Source organism: Luteococcus sediminum (genome assembly GCF_054783495.1).
Genome location: NZ_BAAGQL010000022.1, coordinates 90879 through 110622, shown reverse-complemented (window position 1 = coordinate 110622; position 19744 = coordinate 90879). Strand labels below are relative to the sequence as shown.

The window sequence follows — 19744 nt, the reverse complement described above, 5'->3', positions numbered from 1 at the left end:
ACCCCCGCCACGGCTGGGCGTCCCCAACGGGGCGCTCAGCCGCCCGTGCAGATCCGGCCGACGCCCTGGTAGTGGGTGCGGTCCAACGGGTCGGCGTCGTCGATGCCACGGCACCAGTCGGCGATGGTGCGCCGGGTGGTCCCGTCGTCGACGTAGTTGGTGCAGTCCTCGTTGTAGACGTACAACTCTCGCACCGTGCCGTCGGACATCCGCACCTTCACCACGGTGCGGCGTCCGACGTTGAGTTCACAGCTCTCGGCGCCCTTCTGGGTGCCCTTCGGGGTGCGAGCGAGCCGTTCGAGCAGGGTGACCCCGGGATTGGGACCCATCCCGGCCGAACCGATCAGCTCGTACTGGCAGACCGACATCTCCTCCACCTGCCCGCCGGCGGCGACGTCCCAGGCCTTGGGGCGGGGCTGCTGCATCGGCGGGAGCGGTGAATGGGCCTCGCACCCGTTGTGGTCGGTGCCGTAGGTGCGAACCGTCGCGAGGATCTGCTGGGCCAGGCTGCGCTCGGCTGCCGGGAGCACCGAGCCGTCGCTCATCCGGACGAAGGCCGTGTGGGAGCCGATGGTGCGCTGCACCGCATTGCTCGGCACCGGCTCCCCCTGGATCGAGCCGTCGTGGGAGGGCCGCAGGTAGAGCACTGGCACGGGAGTGGTGCGGCGGGTGCCGGGAGCGCAGTCCTTCAGGCCCTTGTCGATGCCGCCGATGGTGTTGGAGTACACATAGGGGCCACTGGACGACTCGTTGGCGTCGTCGAGGCAGGGGCTGTCGGCCGTCCCCCACTCGTCGGGCACCTGGGCAGCCAGGGGTCCGATGCTGATCCAGTGCCAGGCGGCGGGCGCGGCGGGCAGTCCGCTCATCAACCCGGGGCGCTGGACGCTACTGGCGCTCCAGGTGCCGGGGGCACTGCCGGTTCCGGGAGCACCCGTGCCTGAGGCCCCGGTCCCAGGCCGGTCCGGGGCGGCGCCTGTGGTCCCGGCCGTCGGACGGGTCGAGGCGACGCCGGCGCCCGTCGGGGTGGGCGCGGTGGTGCTGGGCCGTGCGGTGGCCGTCGGGCGGGGACGCTCGATGGTGCTGGGGGAGGCGCTCGGACTGGCGGTGGCCGCCCGCGACGGGGTGGCGCTGGGGGTCGTGCTGGACGGCACCGCCGTCGGGCCGGCCGGGTCGGGGACGGCATCGCTGGTGCGGTCCAGCCACAGGTAACGCGAGCCGCCGATCAGCACCACGGCCGCGGCGGCCGCCAGCCATCGGGTGCGTGGCGGCACCGAACCCACAGCGCGTTCGGTGCGGCTCCTGGGGCCCTCCTAGGCGACGGGCTCGTCGGCCATCTCGTCGCCGTAGCGGGCGAAGGCCTCACGGAACAGTGCCTCCTCGACGGCGAAGTCGGCGTCGAGCTGGTCGTCGTGGCGATTCATCCTGCCTCCTGCGACCGTGTGGCCTCGATCATCGTGCGTAGTCGAGCCAGGGCTCTGTGGACATGGGAATGCGCCGTCAACTCCGGGATCTCCAGGATGCGGGCGATGTCGGAGAAGAGCAGTCCTCCTTGAAGCGCAGGACCACCGCGGCACGTTGCTGCGGCGACAGGTTCTCACACAGCTGCCAGGCCATGTCGGCCTCGTCGTGCGCCGCGGTGAAGTCGGGCACCGGCGGTTGCATGGCCCCGGGATCCTCGACGGGCACCAGGCGACGGCCCGACTTGCGCCCGTTGCTCACCCAGACATTGACGATGATGCGCCCGAGATAGGCCTCAGCCGCATCGGCGTCCTCGAACCGCGACCAGCGGGGGTAGAGCCCCACCAGCGCATCCTGGAGGGCGTCCTTGGCGTCCTCCCTGCGACGAGTCACCATCCACGCGAAGGACAGCAGCGCCGGTCCGCGCAGGCCGAGCCATTCGTCGAAGCCCAGCCCGGTCTCGGGCAGCGCCTGGAGGGTGGCCGTCATGCCCTCACCACGCGCCTCGGGTGCCTTTCGTTGCACCTCGTCGTGAATGCTTGCCTGGCCATGACTGCTCGAACGGCGACGACGGGCCCGTCGCCCGCCCCACCTGGCGCCCCAGGCTGCAGTTGCGGCATGGTCACAGTCTCCCCGCTGGGGGGTCCACCTGGGCCCCGTGCGACCAGACCTGGGGCGTTCCTCAGTTGGTCGTTGGTATCCCCGCCGCCGTGGCCGCCTCGGCATAGGCGCGGGCCAGCGAGTCAATCGTCTCGTGCGCATTGAGCCCCGACGGGTTGGGCAGCACGAACAGCCGGGCGCCGGCCAGTTGCTCGGGCTGCTCCCCCAGCACCGCCTTCGGGCGGGAGAAGGCCTGGCGGTAGGCGGTGACGCCGAGTACCGCCACCACGGCCGGGCCGCACTCGGCGACCACGCGCTCCAGACGGCGGGCACCCTGGCGGAGTTCCTGGCGGGTCAGCTCGTCGGCGCGCACGGTGGCGCGCGCCACCAGGTTGGTGTTGCCGATGCCCAGCCGGTGCAGTTCGGCCAGGTCCTCGTCGCGATAGCCCTCGGAGGCGTCGAAGGGGTGGCTGATGATCCCGGCGCGGGCCAGCGCCGGGTAGTAACGGTTGCCCGGACGGGCGAAGTGGGCGCCGGTGGCGGCCGTCCACGGCGACGGGTTGATGCCCACCACCAGCAGCCGCAGGGGTTCGGGCAACAGGTCCGGGACCTCGTGGTTGCGGAAGGACTCGAGCTGCTCGCGGGTGGGTCGCATGCCCCGAGCCTGCCACGCCACGGGCCTCGTGGGCCGGTGCCGTCGGGCAGGCGCTATTGTGAGCCCGTCATTGAACACCGTTCAACAGGAGTCTCCCCGTGAAGCGCAGCAATCCCATGACCGACCTGGCGCTCATCGCCGTCTTCGCCGCCCTCATCGCGGCCGTGACCGTGTGGATGCCCGGCATCAGCGTCGCGGGCAGCTCCGTGCCGATCACCCTGCAGACGCTGGCCATCGGCCTGGCAGCCATGGTGCTCGGCCCGTGGCGCGCCGCGCTGGCCACCCTGCTCTACGTCGTGGTCGGCCTGGCCGGCATCCCGGTCTTCGCCGGCGGCTCGGCCGGCCTCGGCGTGCTCGCCCGGCCCTCGGCCGGCTTCATCATCGCCTTCCCGATCTACGCCTTCGTCTGCGGCCTGCTCTCCTACGCGGTCCTGCGCCGGGGCATGGGCCGTGGCAAGGGCCTGGCCGGTGCCACCGTCGGCCTGGTGCTGTGCGGCCTGCTGTGCAGTGCCCTGATCACCCACCCGCTGGGCATCCTCGGCATGTCCTACAACGGCGACATCCCGCTGGGCAGGGCCTTCACCTTCGACATGGCCTACTGGCCCGGCGACGTGCTCAAGACCATCCTGGCCGCCGTCATCGCCGTCGCCGTGCACAAGGCCTTCCCGATGCTGGCCCTCGGCCAGGCCACGCACGACGCCACCCGCACCGAGACCACCGGCGGTGCCACCGCCCGATGATCCAGTTCGAGCACGTCGTCGTCGAGGTCCCGGTCTGGGGCGAGGGCGGCCAGCAGCACAAGCGGCTGCTCGACGACATCAGCCTGGAGCTGCCCGAACGGCGCATCGCCGTGCTGGGCGCCAACGGCTCGGGCAAGTCGACCCTGCTGCGCCTGCTCAACGGGCTCGTCGAGGCCACCTCGGGGCGAGTCCTGGTCGACGGTCTCGACCCGGCCCGCGAGGCCAAACAGGTGCGCCAGCACGTCGGCTTCGTCTTCACCGACCCACTCAGCCAGCTCGTGATGAGCACGCCCGCCGACGACCTCGAACTGAGCCTGCGCAAGACCATCAAGGACCGCAGGGCACGCCGCGCCCGCGCCGTCGAGATCCTCGAGTCGCGCGGCCTGGGCCAGGTGGTTGACCAGTCCATCTACGACCTGTCGGGCGGTGAGCGCCAGCTGGTCAGCATGGCCACCGTGCTGGCGGTCGAGCCCACCGTCGTCGTGGCCGACGAACCCACCACCCTGCTCGACCTGCGCAACCGGATGCAGGTGACCCGCGCCCTGATGGGCCTGGACCAGCAGCTGGTCGTCGCCACCCACGACCTGGAACTGGCCGCCCGCGCCGACCGCGCCATCGTCGTCGAGGCCGGACGGATCGTGCACGACGGACCGGCCGCCGGTGCCGTCGACTACTACCGGCAGCTGATGGACGCATGAGGCCCCAGGACCAGCTCTTCGGGCAATACCTGCCCGGCCGCTCCGTGATCCACCGCCTGCCGGTGGGGCTGAAGTATGCGTTGCTCTTCGCCGGCACCCTGCCCTCGCTGCTGCTGCGCGAGTGGTGGCTGGCCGCGGCCCTGGTGGCCGTTGCGGTGGTGCTGCTGCTCGCCACCCGGCTGCCGGTCCGCCTCACCTTGCGGCTGGGCACCGGGCTGCTGGTCCTGGTCGCCTTCCTGGTGGGCTACCACGTCCTGTTCGGCGAGGGACTGGCCACCGGCGTGATGATCTCGGCCAACCTGGTGGGCTGCATCTACCTCAGCCGGATGCTCACCTTCACCACCCCCGCGCCGGTGCTGGTCGACGCCCTGGTGGGCGCCACCCGGCCGCTGGGACGCCTGGGCTTCCCCTCGGAACGCTTCGGCCTGGCCGTCGCCCTGATGCTGCGCTCCCTGCCCTACCTGGTGGGGCTGTTCGACGAGGTGCGCAATTCCGCCCGGGCCCGCGGCCTGGAGCGCAACTGGTTCGCCATGGTCACCCCGGGCGTCGTCGGGGCCGTCGCCTATGCCCAGCGCACCGGGGACGCCCTGGTGGCCCGCGGGCTGGGCGACGACTGAGGCCGGGCCCGCACCGGACTTTCCCCTGAGCCGGCCCTCGCGAGGACCCGCCAGCCCCTACTGTCGAGACACCAGACCGGCGCACCCCTGCGCCACGACGAAGAGGTGGAGCAATGCCCCTGTACGGACCGCTGTTCGACGACTACGCCGAGAAGAACTCCGACCACCAGTTCAGCCTGCAGAACAAGAAGCTGCTCAAGGTGAACATGGCGCAGGGCCCTGTCTGGGCCCGCACCGGCTCGATGGTGGCCTACCAGGGCCAGATCTCCTTCACCAACCGCGGCTCCGGCGGCATCGGGAAGTTCCTCAAGCAGGCCGCCACCGGTGAGGGCGTCCAGCTGATGGAGGCCAGCGGTTCGGGCGAACTCTTTCTGGCCGACGAGGCCGCCGACATCCAGTTGCTCTACCTGGACAACGACGTCATCAGCGTCAACGGAGGTAATGTGCTGGCCTTCAGCCAGTCGATCCAGTGGGACGTGCGCCGCATCCAGGCCCGCGGCGCAGCGATGACCGGCGGGCTCTACAACGTGGAGCTGCGTGGCACCGGCTTCGTCGCCATCACCACCAAGGGCGAGCCGGTGGCCCTCGACGTCGCCCAGGCACCCACCTTCGCCGATGCGCAGGCCGTGGTGCTGTGGACCGGCGGCGTGCAGATGGACATCAAGGTGGACACCGGCGGTGTGAAGTCGATGCTGCGCGGCGGCACCGGCGAGATGCTGCAGATGGCCTTCCGCGGCCAGGGCCACGTCGTCGTGCAGCCGTGCGAGAACGTCGTCGCCACGCCCAATGGCGGTGGCGGCGGTGCCGGCAGTGCGCTCGGCGGCCTGTTCGACTGACGCCCCAGGCCCTCACGACGTGATCTCGGAAGATCTGGTCCCCCCAGCGGACCAGATCTTCCGAGATCTTCTGTGTGGCCCTCGACAAGCTCGGCAAGCGTGGGTGACAGCTGAGCCGCTCACCCGGCCAGCGTCGCCACCATCACCGCCTTGATGGTGTGCATCCGGTTGCCGGCCTGGTCGAAGACCACCGAGGCCGGCCCCTCGAAGACCTCGTCGGTGACCTCCAGCGCGTCCATCCCAGTGGCCTGGAAGATCTCCTCCCCCACCGTGGTGAAGCGGTCATGGAAGGCCGGCAGGCAGTGCATGAACTTCACCTCGGGATTGCCGGCTGCCTCCAGCACCGCGTCATTGACCTGGTAGTCCCTGAGCGCCTCGATGCGCTGGTTCCAGACCTCCTTGGACTCCCCCATCGAGACCCACACGTCGGTGGAGATGAAGTCGCATCCCTGCACGCCGGCGGCGACGTCCTCGGTGACGGTGATCCGGGCGCCGGTCTGTCGGGCGATGCCCTGGGCGATGTCGACCACCCACCGCTCCGGCTGGTACTCCACCGGGGCAACGATGCGCACGTCCATCCCCACCAGCGCGCCGGAGACCAGGATCGAGTTGCCGGTGTTGTAGCGGGCATCACCCAGGTAGGCATGGGTCACCTGGTCCAGCGGCTTCGAGCCGTGCTCCAGCATCGTGAGCTGGTCAGCGAGCATCTGGGTGGGGTGCCACTCATTAGTCAGCCCGTTCCACACCGGCACCCCTGCGTACTTGGCCAGCAACTCGACGCCGTGGGTTGCGTGGCCGCGGTACTGGATGCCGTCGAACATCTGGCCCAGCACCCGGGCGGTGTCGGCCATCGACTCCTTGTGCCCGATCTGCGAGCCCACCGGGTCCAGGAAGGTGGTGTGCGCGCCCTGGTCGAAGGCGGCCACCTCGAAGGCGCAACGGGTACGGGTGGAGGTCTTCTCGAAGATGAGTGCGATGTTGCGTCCGGCCAGGCGCTTTCGCTCGCGCCCCTCGCGCTTCTCGGTCTTCAGCTCGGCGGCCAGCTCGAGCAGCCCCAGCCACTCCTGCGGCGTGAAGTCGGCCTCCTTGATGAAGCTTCTGCCCTTGAGATCCATCGGTCGTCTCCTCCAGTGCGGCGAGACACCATCCTTTCAGCCCCGACGCCACCCGCATGGCAGTCTTGATTTCATGGAACACACCCCACACGTCGTCATGGTCTGCCTCGGCAACATCTGCCGCTCCCCGATCGCCGAGCGGGTCGCCCGCCGCCTGGCCGAGGAGCAGGGCCTGGACGTGCGCATCACCTCGGCCGGTGTGAGCGACGAGGAGCAGGGCAACCCGATCGACCCGCGCGCCGTCGAGGTGCTCGCCGAGGCTGGCTACCGGACCGATGGCCACCGGGCGCACCAGGTCACCGCCGAGGAGATCCGCGAGGCCGACCTGGTGGTGGCGGCAGAGCAGCACCACGTCGACCGCATGCTGCGCCTGGTCCCGGGGGCGACGAATCTGCGGCTGTTCAGCGACTACGACCCTGAGGCGGCCGATGGCGAGGGCCTGCCCGACCCGTGGTACGGCGGCATGGACGGTTTCCACCAGACGCTGGCGGCGATCGAGCGCAGCGTCCCGGGCATCCTCGACGAGCTGACCGGGCGCCGCTGAGGCTTGTCCCGGCCAGCAGGACACAGGTCACCACACGAGGCCTTGCCCACCAAGAGTCTCCTGGCACTGTGCTCTTCCAGGAGCCCCGGATGCGACGGTGGGCGCCCTCATGCCCGATGATGACTGTTCGTGCCCGACTGTTCGTGGCACCGCACAATCCATCGGGGGAAAGACGTGTCAACCGCAGATTCTGTCCACAGTCCGGCCCGCCGGGCCGCTGACACCGCCGACACCGGCGACGCCGCGCCGCGCCGCAGCACCGGCCAGGTACAGGGCAGCTCCACCGCCCGCGCCCTCCAGGTGCTGGGCCTGGGCTCCCTGGCGCTCAGCCTGAGTACCGAGACCATCCCGCTGGTGCTGGAATTCCTGGCCGCCAGCCCCGGCGCCGCGCTGGGCACGGCCCTGCTGCTGGCCTCCCAGCTCTACACCGCCGTCGCGCTCTTCCTTCCACGCCACCACCTGGCCAGCGCCTGGGCGATGCTGGCCCTCCTGCTGGGCGGCATCGCGCTCATGGCGCGCCAGGCCGGCACCTTCGACCTCGCCGACTACCTGCTGCCCGGCTACTGGGCCTTCCCGATCGTCGCCCTGGCGATGCGGTCGGCCCGGCACCGCGACCACCTCGTCTTCGCCGGCGTGGCTGCCGTCGCCATGATGCTGGTGCAGCACGCCCATGTCGGCACCTCCACTTGGGAGGACCTCGCCGACCACCTGTGGATCCTGCAACCCATCGCCCTGGTGCTGCTCTTCGGCAATGCCATCATCGCCATCGACGAAGCCCGCGAGGATGCCGTTGCCCGCAGCCTGACCGCCCGCGCCGCCAAGTCGGAGGCCGAGGACCAGGAGCAGGGACGCGTCGAGGCCCGCCGCCTGCTGGACGAGCAGGTGCTGCCCGCACTGGAGCAGGTGGCCGCCGGCGGTTCGACCCGACGCACCGTCGACATCTGCCGCGATGCCCGCAGCGCCGTCCAGGACGCCACCGGTCGGCGCCGCACCACCCGCGTGGAGGACCTGCTGGCCACCATCCCCGCACTCGTCCGGGCGGGGGTGGTCGTCGACGGCGCCACCGCCCCCGCACCGATGGCCATGGCCCTGGCCATGGGGGAGGCCACCCGAGAACTGCTCGCCGACGAGCTCGCCCGCGGTGGGTCGAAGGCCCGCATCCGCGTCGAGGAGGACGACGACCAGCGCGAGGTGCACATCGTCGACCCCAGGCGTGGCAACCGTCCCCTGGACCGTCTGGGCCGTGACCGTCGCGTCTTCGAGCTGATGGACGGCATCGGCGGCGAAGTCCTCGTCACCCCCGGGGTCGAGGGCGAGGTGCTGCTGCGCTGGCCCCGCCAGGAAAGCACCAGCCGCGGCACCGCCTGGCGCGAGGCCCCCGACCAGCTGGTGCGCAGCCGCCTGACCCGCACGGCCTGGCCGATGCTGGCCACCAGCTTCTTCATGACCCTGCTGGCCGCCGGCCAGGTGGAGCGTCCTGGCCTCGGCCTGGCCGTGGGCCTGGCCACCCTGGCGATCGGCGTGGTGGCAGCCGTCGTGCTGCGCCGCCGCGCCCTGCGGCCGTGGGCGCTGGGCTTGATCTTCGTGGTGGCCGTCGTCGCCTGGTTCGTCAATTTGTCGCTGGTGCCCACCTCCCCGGAGATCGACTATCCGCTGTGGATGGCCTGGACCGCCTCGGCGCTGGTCCACCTGGTGGTGCTGTCCGGCCGACTGCGCACCGGCGCCGTGCTGACCCTGCTGTGGGCCGTCATCCAAGTGGTCTCGCTGGCCGTGCACTTCGGTGACTGGCTGGAGCCCTGGTGGCACTCCTTCGTCATCATGACCGGTGCCGGCGACGTGTTCATCACGCTGATGGTGCTGTGGGTGGCGCGTTCCTCGGCGGCCCAGGAGGCGGAGGCCACCGAGATTGCCAGCCGGCTGCGCGCCGCCGCCACCCGCCTGCAGATGAACGCCAGCCTGTCGCGCCACTGGGAGCCGCTGGTCAGCGCCGAGGCGCTTCCCCTGGTCGACCGGGTGGCCAGTGGCAGTGTCGACGCCGACGACCCGGCCGTGGTCGGGCAGGCCCGCGAGCTGGCCGGGGCCCTGCGCACCGGACGCCCGGAGGCCCGTCGCTGACCCGACCTGCCAAAGCCCTGCCCCGACGAGCCCCTCACGGGAGCTTCGTCGCGACAGGGAGCGCCGACCGGCGAGGCTGACTAGTCTGGGTCCATGACCTTGTACCTCGTGGGTGGCGGCCCCGCCGATTCCCTTGCCAGCGTCCACGACCAGTTCGTCGCCCAGGCGAAGAAGCGCGGCACGCGCATCGCCGTCGCGCTGCTGGGCACCGAGCAGGAGGCCGGGCACCACCTGGCCGACCTCGCCGAGCCGATCCGGCAGCGCTGGCCCGAGGCCCAGATCGAGCCCGTCTGGCTGGACGACGAGCCGGAGCCGTCGAGCAACCAGACCCGCTGGCCCGAGGCGCCGCTGGAGCTCGCCGGGATCGTGGTTGGCGGCGGACTGACCCCCGGTTATCTCGACGCCCTGCTGCCGCAGCGCGAGCTGATCGCGAAGCTGGTGCGCCAGGGGGTCCCCTACCTGGGCTTCTCGGCCGGGGCCGCGATCGTCGCCAAGCGCGCCGTGGTGGGCGGCTGGCGCTTCCGCGGCCGCCAAGTGGCTCCCGAGGTGTGGAGCGAGGGCGCCGAGGAGCTGCAGCTGCGCGACGGCCTGGGCCTGGTGGGGCTGGGCATCGACGTGCACGGTGACGTCTGTGGCCTGGAGCGTGGCCTGGCCGCGCTGGAGAAGGGTGAGCTGACCAGTCTGGTGGCCATCGACGAGGGCACCTGCCTGGTGGTCGATCCGGTCAGCGGCCGCACCACGGTGGAGGGCAGCCAGCGCATCCACTGGCTCAGCCGCGAGCAGGGCGTCACCGCGGTGCGCCACGAGTCGAGTGCCGCCGAGGTGGAGCGCCATGCCGGCTACCTGGAGGCCGAGAAGGCCGCCGCCGAGGCGGAGGAACAGGCCCGGCGCGAGGCCGCGCAGAAGGCCGCCGCCGAGAAGGCCGAGCGGGAGCGTGCCGAGGCCGAGGCCCGCGAGGCCCGCCGCGCCGCCAAGGCCGCCGAGATGGAACGGATCAGGGCCGAGCAGGCGCAGCAGGTGGAGGCCGAGCAGGCGCGGCTGGCCGAGCGCCAGGCAGAGCGTGATGCCGCCGAGGCCGCCGAACGGGAGCGGGTCGCTGCCGAGAAGGCCGAGCAGGACCGCCAGGCGGTCGAAGCCGCCGAGCAGCGACGACTCGAGCGCGAGCGGGCGCGCGAGCAGCGACGCGCCGCCCAGGAACGGAAGGCGGCCGAGCAGGCGGCTGCGGCGGCAGAGCAGGCAGGGGCCGCGCCGGTGGAGACGCCCGAACAGGCACCCCAGGCCGAACCCGCACTGGACGAGGCACCCCAGGCCGTCGAGACGCAGCTACCCGAGCCCGAGCCGGTCGAGGAACCCACGCCCGAGGCGCCCGAACCCGTCGAGGCAACCGAAGTCCCCGAAGAGTCCCAGCAGGATGCCGGGGAGCCGCCGGTGATCATGCACACCCAGCCCGTGCTGCCCGGCGAGCCGTCGCCCGTCATCCCGGCAGCACCCGCCGCGGAGCCCGCCACTGACGAGCCGGACACGAGGCCACGCGTCGTGCCCATGGAGAGCTTCACCACAGGAGAGCCTGCAGCACCCCACCCTCAGGAGGAGAGCATGAACGAACCGCAGCTGGACCCCACGCACGCCGCCACCCCCAGCGCCGAGCCGGCGCCACAGGAGGTGGAGCAGACCGAGCAGCAGCTCGACCAGCTCGACTCCGGCCGCCCGGTCGACGAGCCGGCGCAGGAGCCGGGCACGGCGCAGGCCGTCCCCGTGGAGGAGTACCGGCGCGAGGACTCCTCGGATGCCCAGCCCGAGCAGGAGGGCCTGATCGGCACCTTCGGCGGCCTGCCCTCCGGCCCCGTCGAGGCCACCACCCCTGAGGCGGCCTTCGCCAACGGGATCGGCACCGACGGTGACCCGACACCCGACGAGGACATTCCCGAGGCGTGAGCCCGACCAGCCCCGGCCATCGTCCCGGTGAGAGCGGCTACCGTCGCACCACCGTGGCGCTCTTCCTGGCCGGGCTGGTCACCTTCGCGACGATCTACTGCACGCAGCCGCTGCTGCCGCTGATCGGCGCCCACTTCGGCGTCACCCCCGCCAAGACGACCCTGACCGTCTCGGCCACCACCATCACGCTGGGCATCGCCCTGCTCTTCCTGGGGCCCGTCTCCGACGCCATCGGGCGCACCACTGTGATGCTGGCAAGCCTGTTCGCCTCAGCCTTGGTCACCCTGGCCAGCGCCGCGGTCGACCAGTGGGCCGTTCTCCTGCTGCTGCGGGCCGTGCTCGGCGTGTGCGGCGCGGGGCTCCCCGCGGTGGCCGTCGCCTACCTGCGCGAGGAGATGCACCCCTCGGCGGCCGGGCGCGCCACCGGCCTCTACATCGGTGGCACTGCCCTGGGCGGCATGTCGGGGCGGCTCGTCTCGGGCGTGCTGGCCGACCAGTTCGGCTGGCGCTGGTCCATCTCCGGGATCGGCTTGCTGGCCTTGGCCTGTGCCGTGGCGGTGTGGCTGCTGCTGCCCGCCTCGCGCCACTTCGTCGCCCAGCCGCTGGCCCCGGCACGGCTGACGGCCAAGACGCTGCGGCTGCTGCGCGACCCGCTGCAGCTGGCCCTGATGGCGCTGGCCTTCCTGGCCATGGGGGCCTTCGTCGCCTGCTTCAATGTGATGGGCTTCCGGCTCGAGGCGCCGCCCTATTCCCTCTCGGTGGGCGTGGCCGGGCTGGTCTTCGTCGTCTACGCCTTCGGCTCGTGGAGCTCGGCCCGCGCCGGCCGCGCCACCGAGCAGCACGGCCCCCGCCTGGTGGTGCTCGGGGGCCTGGCCCTGCAGCTGCTGGGGATCGCGGCGGTGGCGATGCGTCCGCTGTGGCTGGTGGTGACCGGCCTGGCGCTGATGTCGATCGGCTTCTTCGCCGCCCACGGCGTCGCCTCCGGCTGGGTGGCGGCCCATGCCTCGTCGCAGGGGCTGGGCACCGGCCAGGCCGCCTCGCTGTACCTGTTCGCGTACTACGTGGGCAGCTCCGTGGCGGGGACGGCCGCCGGGTGGGCGTGGAGCGGCTGGGCCTGGCCTGGGGTCACCGTGCTCACCGGCGCGATGGTGGTCCTGGCCGTCCTGGTGACGGCCCTGGCCCCTCGGCAGGGGCTCGCCCGGTAGGGGCCTCGTCCACAAACCACCGTCAGGGCGGCCGTCACTGCAGATGATGCAGTGACGGCCGCCCTCGGTGTTGTTTGTGGACGGACCCCTGGGATCACTTGCCCAGGAAGTGCAGCACCTGCCGGTTGAACTCCTCGGCGTGCTCGATCTGCAGCCAGTGGCCGCAGCGGTTGATCAACAGCAGCTGCGAGTCGGGGATCAGCGAGGTCAGGCGCAGCGAGTGCTCGAAGGGCACCACCCGGTCGTCGCGGCCGTGGAAGAGAAGCGTCGGGGCGGTGATGGTGCGCACCTTGGCGAAGTCGAGCTCCACGACGGCGCGCTTGCCGGTGCCGTCGATGAAGTTCTTGTTGTGCTCGGGATGCGCCGCCACCATCTCGGCGCGGGCCTGCACCAGCTCGTCGGTGGCGAAGGAGCTGTCGAAGGTCATCACCTCCACCAGTTCGCGCATCACCTCAGGGGTCGGGTTGCGGTAGCCCTTCTGCAGCACCTTCAGGCCCTCGGTGAAGCCGGCGGCGCCGAAGAGCGAGGCGCTGCCCGAGCTGGAACCCATCGTGATGAGCTTCTCGACGCGCTCGGGGTGCTCGTAGCCGAAGCGCACCGTGGTGCCGCCACCCATCGAGTTGCCGATCACGGCGGCGGCCTTGTCGACGCCCAGCTCGTCCATCAGGTCGGCCAGGTCGGTGCAGTGGTCGCGCCCGGAATAGGTGACCGGGTCGGACTCGCCCCAGCCGGGCATGTCGACCGCGATCACGCGGAAGTGCTCGGCCAGCACGGGGATGTTCTGGCTGAAGTTGCTCCAGCCGGTGGCGCCGGGGCCCGAGCCGTGCAGCATGAAGACGACCTCGCTGCCCGAGCCGGCCTCGTTGATGTGGATCCGGTGCTTGCTGGTCTGGACGAACTTCGAGGTGGAGTCGTAGGTGATGTCCATGGTGTGTCCTTTCGCGGGGTTCGGCTCAGGCCGACTGGCTGGCAGTCATCACGCCGAAGCCGGCGATGTAGTGCTTGATGTCACGGTAGAAGGAGGTCTCGACGCGGTAGTCGCCGATCGCCCGAAGGCGCTGAAGGCGCTCACCCAGGTGCGCACCTCGTGCGAGGAGTTGCCGGCATCGCGCACCATCTGCTCGGCGGTCAGCGCGTCCAGGCCGGCCACGTCGTGCTCGGCGCACATCCGCATGAACTCCTTGTCCCATTCGGAGTTGAGGTCGCGGATGGTGGCCCGTCCCTCGACGAAGTCCTTCGCCGAGTCGATCACGCGCTGCTGGCGGGCCTGGCGGGCCTCCGGCGTGGGATTGCGGCCGTCGAGCAGGAACTTGCGCACGTCCTCGCTGGCAGTGGCCCACTGCGGCACGGGCGGGTCGTGCGAGAGCCCGCCCGAGGCGATCAGCAGCACCCGCTCGTCGCAGGTGGCCACCCAGCGGCCGATGGCCTCGCCCATCTGACGGATGCGGCGCATCGGCACGAAGGGGCCGGCCACGCCGTTGACGAAGACCGGAATGGTCGGGACGGTGTCGATCCCGCCGAAGAGGATCTCCAGCGGCTGCACGGCCCGTGGTCGAGCCCCATGTAGCGGCTCATGGTCATGTCGATGTCGGCCTCCTGCACGAAGCGCACCAGCTCCTCGACGCGCTCGGTGGGCACGTCCAGGTCGCCGGTGGCGGTGTCGTAGTCACCCAGGCCGAAGCCGCGCAGGCCGACGCAGAAGGGCGGCATGGTGTCGTAGAAGAAGCCGTTGTAGTGGTCGGGTGCGAAGGTGACCACCAGCTGCGGGTCGAAGTCCTTGACGAAGGCCCGGGCAGCCTCGAAGGCACCGTTGACGTCGGAGGCGACGTCGGCGGGCACCTCGACGAAGTCGAGCAGGGGCGAATGGCTCATCGCCACCAGTGCTGCCGGCATCTCAGGACTCCTTCCGGCCGGACTTTGCGGCCGCCAGGTCGAGCGCGACGTCGACGATCATGTCCTCCTGCCCGCCGACCAGGCGACGCTGGCCGCACTCGATGAGGATCTCGCGCACGTCGACGCCATACCGCTTCGAGGCGACCTCAGCATGGCGTAGGAAGCTGGAGTAGACGCCGGCATAGCCGAGCGAGAGGGTCTCGCGGTCGACGCGCACCGGGCGGTCCTGCAGCGGGCGCACGATGTCGTCGGCGGCATCCTGCAGCGTGAACAGGTCGCAGCCGTGCTCGAAGCCGTAGAGGTTGGCCACCGCGATGAAGGGCTCGATGGGGCAGTTGCCGGCCCCGGCGCCCTGGCCGGCCAGTGAGGCGTCGACGCGGTAGGCGCCGCTCTGCACCGCCGCCACGGAATTGGCCACCGAGAGCGAGAGGTTCTCGTGGGCGTGGATGCCGATCTCGGTCTTGTCGTCGAGCACCTCGCGGTAGGCCTTGATGCGGGCGGTGACGTCGTCCATCGTCATGCGGCCGCCAGAGTCGGTGACGTAGACACAGTGGGCACCGTAGGACTCCATCAGCTTGGCCTGCTGGGCCAGCTCGGTGGGCTCGACCATGCGGCTGAGCATCAGGAAACCCGAGACGTCCATGCCGATCTCGCGGGCGGCGGCGATGTGCTGCGCCGAGATGTCGGCCTCGGTGCAGTGGGTGGCCACCCGCACCGAGCGGACCCCCAGTTCATAGGCCTTCTGCAGCTCCGGGATGGTGCCGACGCCGGGCAGCAGCAGGGTGGTCAGACGGGCCCTCTGCAGCACGTCGGCGGCGGCCTCGATCCACTCCCAGTCGGTGTGCGAGCCGGGGCCGTAGTTGAGGGAGCCGCCGGCCAGCCCGTCGCCGTGGGCCACCTCGATGGCGTCGACGTCGGCCTGGTCGAGGGCCTTCACGATGCGATGGACATCCTTGGTGGAGATGCGGTGCCGCACGGCGTGCATGCCGTCGCGCAGCGTGACGTCCTGGACGAAGATCCTGCTCATGCGGGAACCACCTTTCGGGCTGCCATGCGGTCGGCGACGCGCAGCGCAGCCGAGGTCATGATGTCGAGGTTGCCGGCATAGGCCGGCAGGTAGTGGGCCGCGCCCTCCACCTCGATGAAGACGCTCACCTGGTGGGTGGGGCGGTCGTCATCGCCGCCGGCCTCCTGGCCGGTGAGGGTGTGGACGGGGGCGTCGGGCTCGATCTCGCTGATCTGCACCTGCTGCTTGAGGCGGTAGCCGGGAACGTACTGGGCCACCCCGGCAACGCGCTTCTCCACGGCCGCGACGATGGCCTCCTGGGTGGACTGGTCGGGGGCCTTGACCAGGCACAGCACGGTGTCACGCATCATCATCGGGGGTTCGGCCGGGTTGAGGATGATGATGGCCTTGCCCTTCCTGGCGCCGCCGACCTGCTCGATGGCCGCCGAGGTGGTCTCGGTGAACTCGTCGATGTTGGCGCGGGTGCCGGGACCGGCCGAGCGGCTCGACATGGAGGCGACGATCTCGCCGTAGTGGACCGGTGTCACCGAGCTGATGGCGTGCACCACCGGGATGGTGGCCTGGCCGCCGCAGGTGACCATGTTGACGTCCATGGCGTCGAGGTTCTCGTCCAGGTTCACCGCGGGCACGACGTAGGGGCCGAGCGCCGCGCGGGTGAGGTCGATCTGGTGCACGCCGTGGGGCTCCAGCACGCCAGAGTTGTGGACGTGGGCCTTGGCGCTGGTGGCGTCGAAGACGATCTTGATGTCCTCGAAGCCGTCCATGCGCACCAGCCCCTCGACGCCCTCGGCGGTGGTGGGCACGCCCATCCGCTGGGCGCGGGCCAAGCCGTCGGAGTCGGGGTCGATGCCGACCATGGCGCCCATCTCGAGGTACTGGGAGGTGCGCAGCACCTTGATCATCAGGTCGGTGCCGATGTTGCCCGAGCCGATGATGGCCACCTTGACGCGGGGGCCGTCGCCGCGGCCGTGCGGGTCAGGATTGTTGTGCTTCTCGTTCATCACTTCTCCGTGCTCTCGCCGAAGCTCACCGACACGTCGCCGAGCTTGCTGATGGTGGTCTTCACGTGGCTGCCGTCGGTGACCGGGCGCATCGGTCCGAGTGCGCCCGAGAGCACCACCTGGCCGGCGCACAGGGGATTGCCCAGGGCACGGCTGGTCAGGGCCAACCATTGCAGGGCCAGCAGCGGATCGCCGAGGCAGGCCTGGCCGGTGCCCGTCGAGTCCTCCTGGCCGGTGGTGGTCATGGTCATCTCGACCTCGCGCGGCTCCACCTCGTCGAGGGTGAGGCTGGTGTCGCCCAGCACGTAGGCGCCGGCGGAGGCATTGTCGGCGACGGTGTCGCTGAAGGTGATGTCCCAGCCGGCGATGCGCGAGTCGCAGATCTCGAGGGCGGCCCGCACCTCGGCGACGGCGGCGCGCACCTGGTCCATGTCGAGCTCGCCGTCGGCCAGGTCGGCGCCGAGGACGAAGGCGACCTCGGCCTCGACGCGGGGCTGCAGGAAGGTGCCGGCGGGGATCGTCGCACCGGCGGGGAAGGCCATGTCGTCGAAGAGGACACCGAAGTCGGGCTGGTCGACCCCGAGCTGGGCCTGGACGGCGGTGGAGGTGAGCCCGATCTTGCGGCCGACGATCGTCGCGCCGGCGGCGAGGCGCTGTTCGGTGACGCGGGTCTGGACGGCATAGGCGGACTCGACGTCAGTGGCGTCGATCAGGTCGCGGACCGGGGCACAGGGTGTGCCGCTGCGGGCTGCCTCGACCAGTCGCCGGGCCGCCTCGTCGAGGGACTCGGGAGTGGGAGTGACGGAAGCATCGGTGGTTGTGGTCACCACTTGAGCGTCCACTCCAGAGACGCCCGGTTCAACGGGTCGTTCCGTGGCATGGAACATGCCCCGCCGGGCCAGGGGCCGTCCAGAAACCACATCGAGAGCGGTCCTCGGTGCATCATCTGCACCACCGCCCGCCATGGAGGTGGTTTCTGGACGCACCCCCGGGCACCGGCCCCGCAGGGCATGCCCGGGTCGAGAGCCGGGGGCCACAAGTGGCATCCTTGCCCCATGCACATCCTCGTGGTTGACGACGACCAGGCCGTCCGCGACTCCCTCGCCCGCTCGATGCAGTACAGCGGCTACGAGGTGAGCACCGCCACCGACGGCCTGGAGGCCCTGGCCAAGCTCTCGGCCATCGACGCCGACGCCGTCATCATGGACGTGATGATGCCGCGCCTGGACGGGCTGGAGACCACCCGGATGCTGCGCCAGACCGGCAATGACGTACCGATCCTGATCCTCACCGCCCGCGATGCCGTGGGCGACCGGGTGGACGGCCTGGATGCCGGCGCCGATGACTACATGGTCAAGCCCTTCGCCCTGGACGAGCTGCTCGCCCGGATGCGGGCACTGACCCGCAGGGTGCGCCCCGAGCGCGAGGCGGCCAGCGAGACGCTGGTCTTCGAGGACCTGATCCTGGACGCCCAGACCCGCGAGGTCTCGCGGGGCGGCCGCCGGATCAGCCTCACGCGCACCGAGTTCGCGCTGCTGCACGTCTTCATGGAGCACCCGCGCCGGGTGCTGGAGCGCGGCTGGCTGCTCAACGAGGTGTGGGGCTTCGACTTCCCCACCACGGCCAACTCGCTCGAGGTCTACATCGGCTACCTGCGTCGCAAGACCGAGGCCGAGGGTGAGGCCCGCCTCATCCACACCGTGCGCGGCATCGGCTACGTGCTGCGCGAGACGGCTCCCTGACAGGTGGTCACCACCCTCCCCCGACGAAGAACCGACAGGCCAGACACCCCGTGAACCAGCTGCAACGCACCGTCCGATCCCTGGTGAGGGGAGACTGGCGGCGTCGTCGCGCCTCCCTGAGCCGACGCCTGGTGTGGCTCTCGGCGCTGTCGGTGAGCATCGCGGTGCTGCTGGTGGCCATCGCCGCCTACCTGATGGCCCGGATCAGCCTGTACGACCAACTGGACAACGAACTGACCGACGTCGCCTCCTACACCGCCGGCCCGATCGCCTCCGACCTGGAGGGCATGGGCGGGCTCAATGCCGGTGCGCTGCGTGCCGCCAATGTCTCGCTGATGCTGCTGGGCAGCGACGGTCGATCCAAGCAGGTTCCGGGCACCACCGTGACCTTGCAGCCTGGCCCGCAGGAGATCGCGATCGCCCGAACCCAGACCGGCACGAGCGCCCGTACCCTGACCGACGTCGACGGCACCACCTACCGAATGGTGGCCGTGCCCCAGACCATCGAGGACAAGCGTTATGCGCTGGTGCTGGCCCGCCCGATGGCCCCGACCCGGCAGACCCTTGAGGCCCTGTGGCTGACCATGATCATCACCGGCGGTGTGGGCGTGCTGCTGGCCGTCGGGCTGGGGGCGTGGAGCTCTCGCCAGGCGCTGCTGCCGCTGCGCAATCTGTCGGCGGCGGTGACGCACGTCACCGAGACAGACGAGCTCACCCCCATCGAGATCCACTCCGACGACGACCTGGGCGAGCTCACCCGTTCCTTCAACACCATGCTGAACTCGCTGGGGTCCTCTCGTGAGCGGCAGAAGCGCCTGATCGCCGATGCCGGCCACGAGCTGCGCACACCGCTGACCAGCATGCGCACCAATATCGAGCTGCTGGTGGCCGACGACAAGACCGGCATGCTGCCCGACGGGGCCCGCGGCGAGATCCTGCACGACATCGCCGCCCAGCTGGGCGAGCTGACCTCGCTGGTGGGTGACCTGGTGCAGCTCTCCCGCGAGGACCGGGTGACGACGAACCCGGAGCACCTGGACTTTCGTGACGTGGTCGAGGCGGCGATCCTGCGGGCGAAGCGCCGCGGGCCGGGGCTCACCTTCGACGTGGAGCTCAACCCGCTCTTCCTGGTGGGCGAGCCGGACACCTTGGAGCGGGCTGTGACGAACCTGCTGGACAATGCGGTGAAGTTCTCCCCGCCGGGCGGCACGATCCACGTGCACCTGCAGGGTGACCAGCTGCGCATCGCCGACCAGGGTCCGGGCATCGCGGACGAGGACCTGCCGCACGTCTTCGACCGCTTCTTCCGCTCCGACCGGGCGCGCAACACCCCCGGAACGGGCCTGGGGCTGTCGATCGTGGCGCACACCATCAGCTCCCACGGCGGCACCGTCGAGGCGCGCCGCTCGGCGGAGGGTGGCGCAGAGTTCGTCGTGACCCTGCCCGGTCGCACGGTGGAGCAGGAGGACGACGACACCGGAACGCAACCGGCCGTCACCGACTGACCGGCTGCTCGGCTGCCCACCCATCGGGCCTGCCCCGATGGCCGAAGGTCTGGATAGT

At 70.8% G+C, this 19744-nt stretch carries 20 protein-coding genes; 10 read left to right on the top strand and 10 right to left on the bottom strand.

From position 1 onward, the window contains the following. Positions 1 to 35: 35 nt before the first annotated feature. The 3 genes from ACYVKA_RS12885 to ACYVKA_RS12875 all read right to left on the bottom strand — a co-directional run bounded on the left by ACYVKA_RS12885 (position 36) and on the right by ACYVKA_RS12875 (position 2713). Positions 36 to 1271, bottom strand: coding sequence for a hypothetical protein (locus ACYVKA_RS12885; RefSeq protein ID WP_460705964.1), 1236 nt, complete (start codon positions 1269 to 1271; stop codon positions 36 to 38). A gap of 226 nt (positions 1272 to 1497) precedes the next feature. Further along, the gene (locus ACYVKA_RS12880; protein ID WP_460705962.1) at positions 1498 to 1947 is read right to left on the bottom strand and encodes a sigma factor; all 450 of its coding nucleotides are present in this window, start codon (positions 1945 to 1947) and stop codon (positions 1498 to 1500) included. Between the two features lie 193 nt (positions 1948 to 2140). Next, on the bottom strand, positions 2141 to 2713 hold the full coding sequence (locus tag ACYVKA_RS12875) for a mismatch-specific DNA-glycosylase (RefSeq protein WP_394274997.1): 573 nt from the start codon (positions 2711 to 2713) through the stop codon (positions 2141 to 2143). A 98-nt stretch (positions 2714 to 2811) separates the two neighbouring features. On the opposite strand from ACYVKA_RS12875, the gene ACYVKA_RS12870 reads away from it, so the two are divergent. The 4 genes from ACYVKA_RS12870 to ACYVKA_RS12855 all read left to right on the top strand — a co-directional run bounded on the left by ACYVKA_RS12870 (position 2812) and on the right by ACYVKA_RS12855 (position 5604). Further along, on the top strand, positions 2812 to 3453 hold the full coding sequence (locus ACYVKA_RS12870; RefSeq protein WP_394274996.1) for a biotin transporter BioY: 642 nt from the start codon (positions 2812 to 2814) through the stop codon (positions 3451 to 3453). After that, entirely contained in the window at positions 3450 to 4151 is a 702-nt protein-coding gene (locus ACYVKA_RS12865) for an energy-coupling factor ABC transporter ATP-binding protein (protein WP_460705960.1), read from the top strand. The genes ACYVKA_RS12870 and ACYVKA_RS12865 overlap by 4 nt, the downstream gene beginning before the upstream one ends. After that, positions 4148 to 4768: an energy-coupling factor transporter transmembrane component T family protein gene (locus ACYVKA_RS12860; protein ID WP_460705958.1), complete on the top strand. Its 621-nt coding sequence runs from the start codon at positions 4148 to 4150 to the stop codon at positions 4766 to 4768. The genes ACYVKA_RS12865 and ACYVKA_RS12860 overlap by 4 nt, the downstream gene beginning before the upstream one ends. A 113-nt stretch (positions 4769 to 4881) precedes the next feature. Next, a complete protein-coding gene (locus tag ACYVKA_RS12855) occupies positions 4882 to 5604 on the top strand; it encodes an AIM24 family protein (protein ID WP_394274993.1) in 723 nt (240 codons plus the stop codon). A gap of 119 nt (positions 5605 to 5723) precedes the next feature. On the opposite strand, the gene argF is transcribed toward ACYVKA_RS12855, so the two are convergent. Next, positions 5724 to 6719: an ornithine carbamoyltransferase gene (argF, locus tag ACYVKA_RS12850; RefSeq protein ID WP_460705956.1), complete on the bottom strand. Its 996-nt coding sequence runs from the start codon at positions 6717 to 6719 to the stop codon at positions 5724 to 5726. Positions 6720 to 6792: 73 nt separating this feature from the next. Here argF and ACYVKA_RS12845 point away from each other — a divergent pair, with 73 nt between their 5' ends. From ACYVKA_RS12845 to ACYVKA_RS12830, 4 genes are all read left to right on the top strand, one after another. Continuing rightward, positions 6793 to 7263, top strand: coding sequence for a low molecular weight protein-tyrosine-phosphatase (locus ACYVKA_RS12845; RefSeq protein ID WP_394274991.1), 471 nt, complete (start codon positions 6793 to 6795; stop codon positions 7261 to 7263). A 174-nt stretch (positions 7264 to 7437) separates the two neighbouring features. Beyond that, positions 7438 to 9378: a hypothetical protein gene (locus ACYVKA_RS12840; RefSeq protein ID WP_460705954.1), complete on the top strand. Its 1941-nt coding sequence runs from the start codon at positions 7438 to 7440 to the stop codon at positions 9376 to 9378. 93 nt (positions 9379 to 9471) lie between these two features. Continuing rightward, the gene (locus tag ACYVKA_RS12835) at positions 9472 to 11313 is read left to right on the top strand and encodes a type 1 glutamine amidotransferase family protein (RefSeq protein WP_460705952.1); all 1842 of its coding nucleotides are present in this window, start codon (positions 9472 to 9474) and stop codon (positions 11311 to 11313) included. Next, complete coding sequence (locus ACYVKA_RS12830; protein WP_460705950.1) at positions 11310 to 12518, top strand: MFS transporter; 1209 nt, start codon at positions 11310 to 11312, stop codon at positions 12516 to 12518. Before ACYVKA_RS12835 ends, ACYVKA_RS12830 begins: the two co-directional genes overlap by 4 nt. Before the next feature lie 94 nt (positions 12519 to 12612). Here the strand turns inward: ACYVKA_RS12830 and ACYVKA_RS12825 are convergent, their stop codons facing one another. Genes ACYVKA_RS12825 through ACYVKA_RS12800 form a run of 6 tightly spaced genes read right to left on the bottom strand, consistent with a single transcriptional unit; the run spans position 12613 to position 17266 of the window. Then, positions 12613 to 13446 (bottom strand): alpha/beta fold hydrolase, encoded by an 834-nt coding sequence (locus ACYVKA_RS12825; protein ID WP_460705948.1) that lies wholly within the window; start codon positions 13444 to 13446, stop codon positions 12613 to 12615. 48 nt (positions 13447 to 13494) lie between these two features. After that, positions 13495 to 14013, bottom strand: coding sequence for a DODA-type extradiol aromatic ring-opening family dioxygenase (locus tag ACYVKA_RS12820; protein WP_460706182.1), 519 nt, complete (start codon positions 14011 to 14013; stop codon positions 13495 to 13497). Continuing rightward, positions 13899 to 14411, bottom strand: a complete 513-nt coding sequence (locus ACYVKA_RS12815) for a DODA-type extradiol aromatic ring-opening family dioxygenase (RefSeq protein ID WP_460705946.1) — start codon at positions 14409 to 14411, stop codon at positions 13899 to 13901. Before ACYVKA_RS12815 ends, ACYVKA_RS12820 begins: the two co-directional genes overlap by 115 nt. Position 14412: 1 nt before the next feature. Further along, positions 14413 to 15438, bottom strand: coding sequence for a 4-hydroxy-2-oxovalerate aldolase (gene dmpG, locus ACYVKA_RS12810; protein WP_460705944.1), 1026 nt, complete (start codon positions 15436 to 15438; stop codon positions 14413 to 14415). Beyond that, positions 15435 to 16439, bottom strand: a complete 1005-nt coding sequence (locus ACYVKA_RS12805) for an acetaldehyde dehydrogenase (acetylating) (protein WP_460705942.1) — start codon at positions 16437 to 16439, stop codon at positions 15435 to 15437. Before ACYVKA_RS12805 ends, dmpG begins: the two co-directional genes overlap by 4 nt. Then, positions 16439 to 17266, bottom strand: a complete 828-nt coding sequence (locus ACYVKA_RS12800; protein WP_460705940.1) for a 2-keto-4-pentenoate hydratase — start codon at positions 17264 to 17266, stop codon at positions 16439 to 16441. The genes ACYVKA_RS12805 and ACYVKA_RS12800 overlap by 1 nt, the downstream gene beginning before the upstream one ends. Positions 17267 to 17494: 228 nt before the next feature. On the opposite strand from ACYVKA_RS12800, the gene ACYVKA_RS12795 reads away from it, so the two are divergent. Together ACYVKA_RS12795 and ACYVKA_RS12790 are read left to right on the top strand one after the other, a co-directional pair. Then, positions 17495 to 18181, top strand: a complete 687-nt coding sequence (locus ACYVKA_RS12795) for a response regulator transcription factor (protein WP_394275530.1) — start codon at positions 17495 to 17497, stop codon at positions 18179 to 18181. Between the two features lie 59 nt (positions 18182 to 18240). Continuing rightward, a complete protein-coding gene (locus ACYVKA_RS12790) occupies positions 18241 to 19686 on the top strand; it encodes a sensor histidine kinase (protein WP_394275535.1) in 1446 nt (481 codons plus the stop codon). The last annotated feature ends 58 nt before the right edge of the window (positions 19687 to 19744 follow it).

Excerpts from the sequence above, each read along its gene's own strand:
- ACYVKA_RS12815 (WP_460705946.1), bottom strand. The coding sequence starts at position 14,411 with ATGCCGGCAGCACTGGTGGCGATGAGCCATTCGCCCCTGCTCGACTTC.
- ACYVKA_RS12795 (WP_394275530.1), top strand. The coding sequence starts at position 17,495 with ATGCACATCCTCGTGGTTGACGACGACCAGGCCGTCCGCGACTCCCTC.
- ACYVKA_RS12805 (WP_460705942.1), bottom strand. The coding sequence starts at position 16,439 with ATGAACGAGAAGCACAACAATCCTGACCCGCACGGCCGCGGCGACGGC.
- ACYVKA_RS12845 (WP_394274991.1), top strand. The coding sequence starts at position 6,793 with ATGGAACACACCCCACACGTCGTCATGGTCTGCCTCGGCAACATCTGC.
- dmpG (WP_460705944.1), bottom strand. The coding sequence starts at position 15,438 with ATGAGCAGGATCTTCGTCCAGGACGTCACGCTGCGCGACGGCATGCAC.
- ACYVKA_RS12875 (WP_394274997.1), bottom strand. The coding sequence starts at position 2,713 with ATGCGACCCACCCGCGAGCAGCTCGAGTCCTTCCGCAACCACGAGGTC.
- ACYVKA_RS12880 (WP_460705962.1), bottom strand. The coding sequence starts at position 1,947 with ATGACGGCCACCCTCCAGGCGCTGCCCGAGACCGGGCTGGGCTTCGAC.
- ACYVKA_RS12835 (WP_460705952.1), top strand. The coding sequence starts at position 9,472 with ATGACCTTGTACCTCGTGGGTGGCGGCCCCGCCGATTCCCTTGCCAGC.
- ACYVKA_RS12865 (WP_460705960.1), top strand. The coding sequence starts at position 3,450 with ATGATCCAGTTCGAGCACGTCGTCGTCGAGGTCCCGGTCTGGGGCGAG.
- ACYVKA_RS12860 (WP_460705958.1), top strand. The coding sequence starts at position 4,148 with ATGAGGCCCCAGGACCAGCTCTTCGGGCAATACCTGCCCGGCCGCTCC.
- ACYVKA_RS12825 (WP_460705948.1), bottom strand. The coding sequence starts at position 13,446 with ATGGACATCACCTACGACTCCACCTCGAAGTTCGTCCAGACCAGCAAG.
- argF (WP_460705956.1), bottom strand. The coding sequence starts at position 6,719 with ATGGATCTCAAGGGCAGAAGCTTCATCAAGGAGGCCGACTTCACGCCG.
- ACYVKA_RS12855 (WP_394274993.1), top strand. The coding sequence starts at position 4,882 with ATGCCCCTGTACGGACCGCTGTTCGACGACTACGCCGAGAAGAACTCC.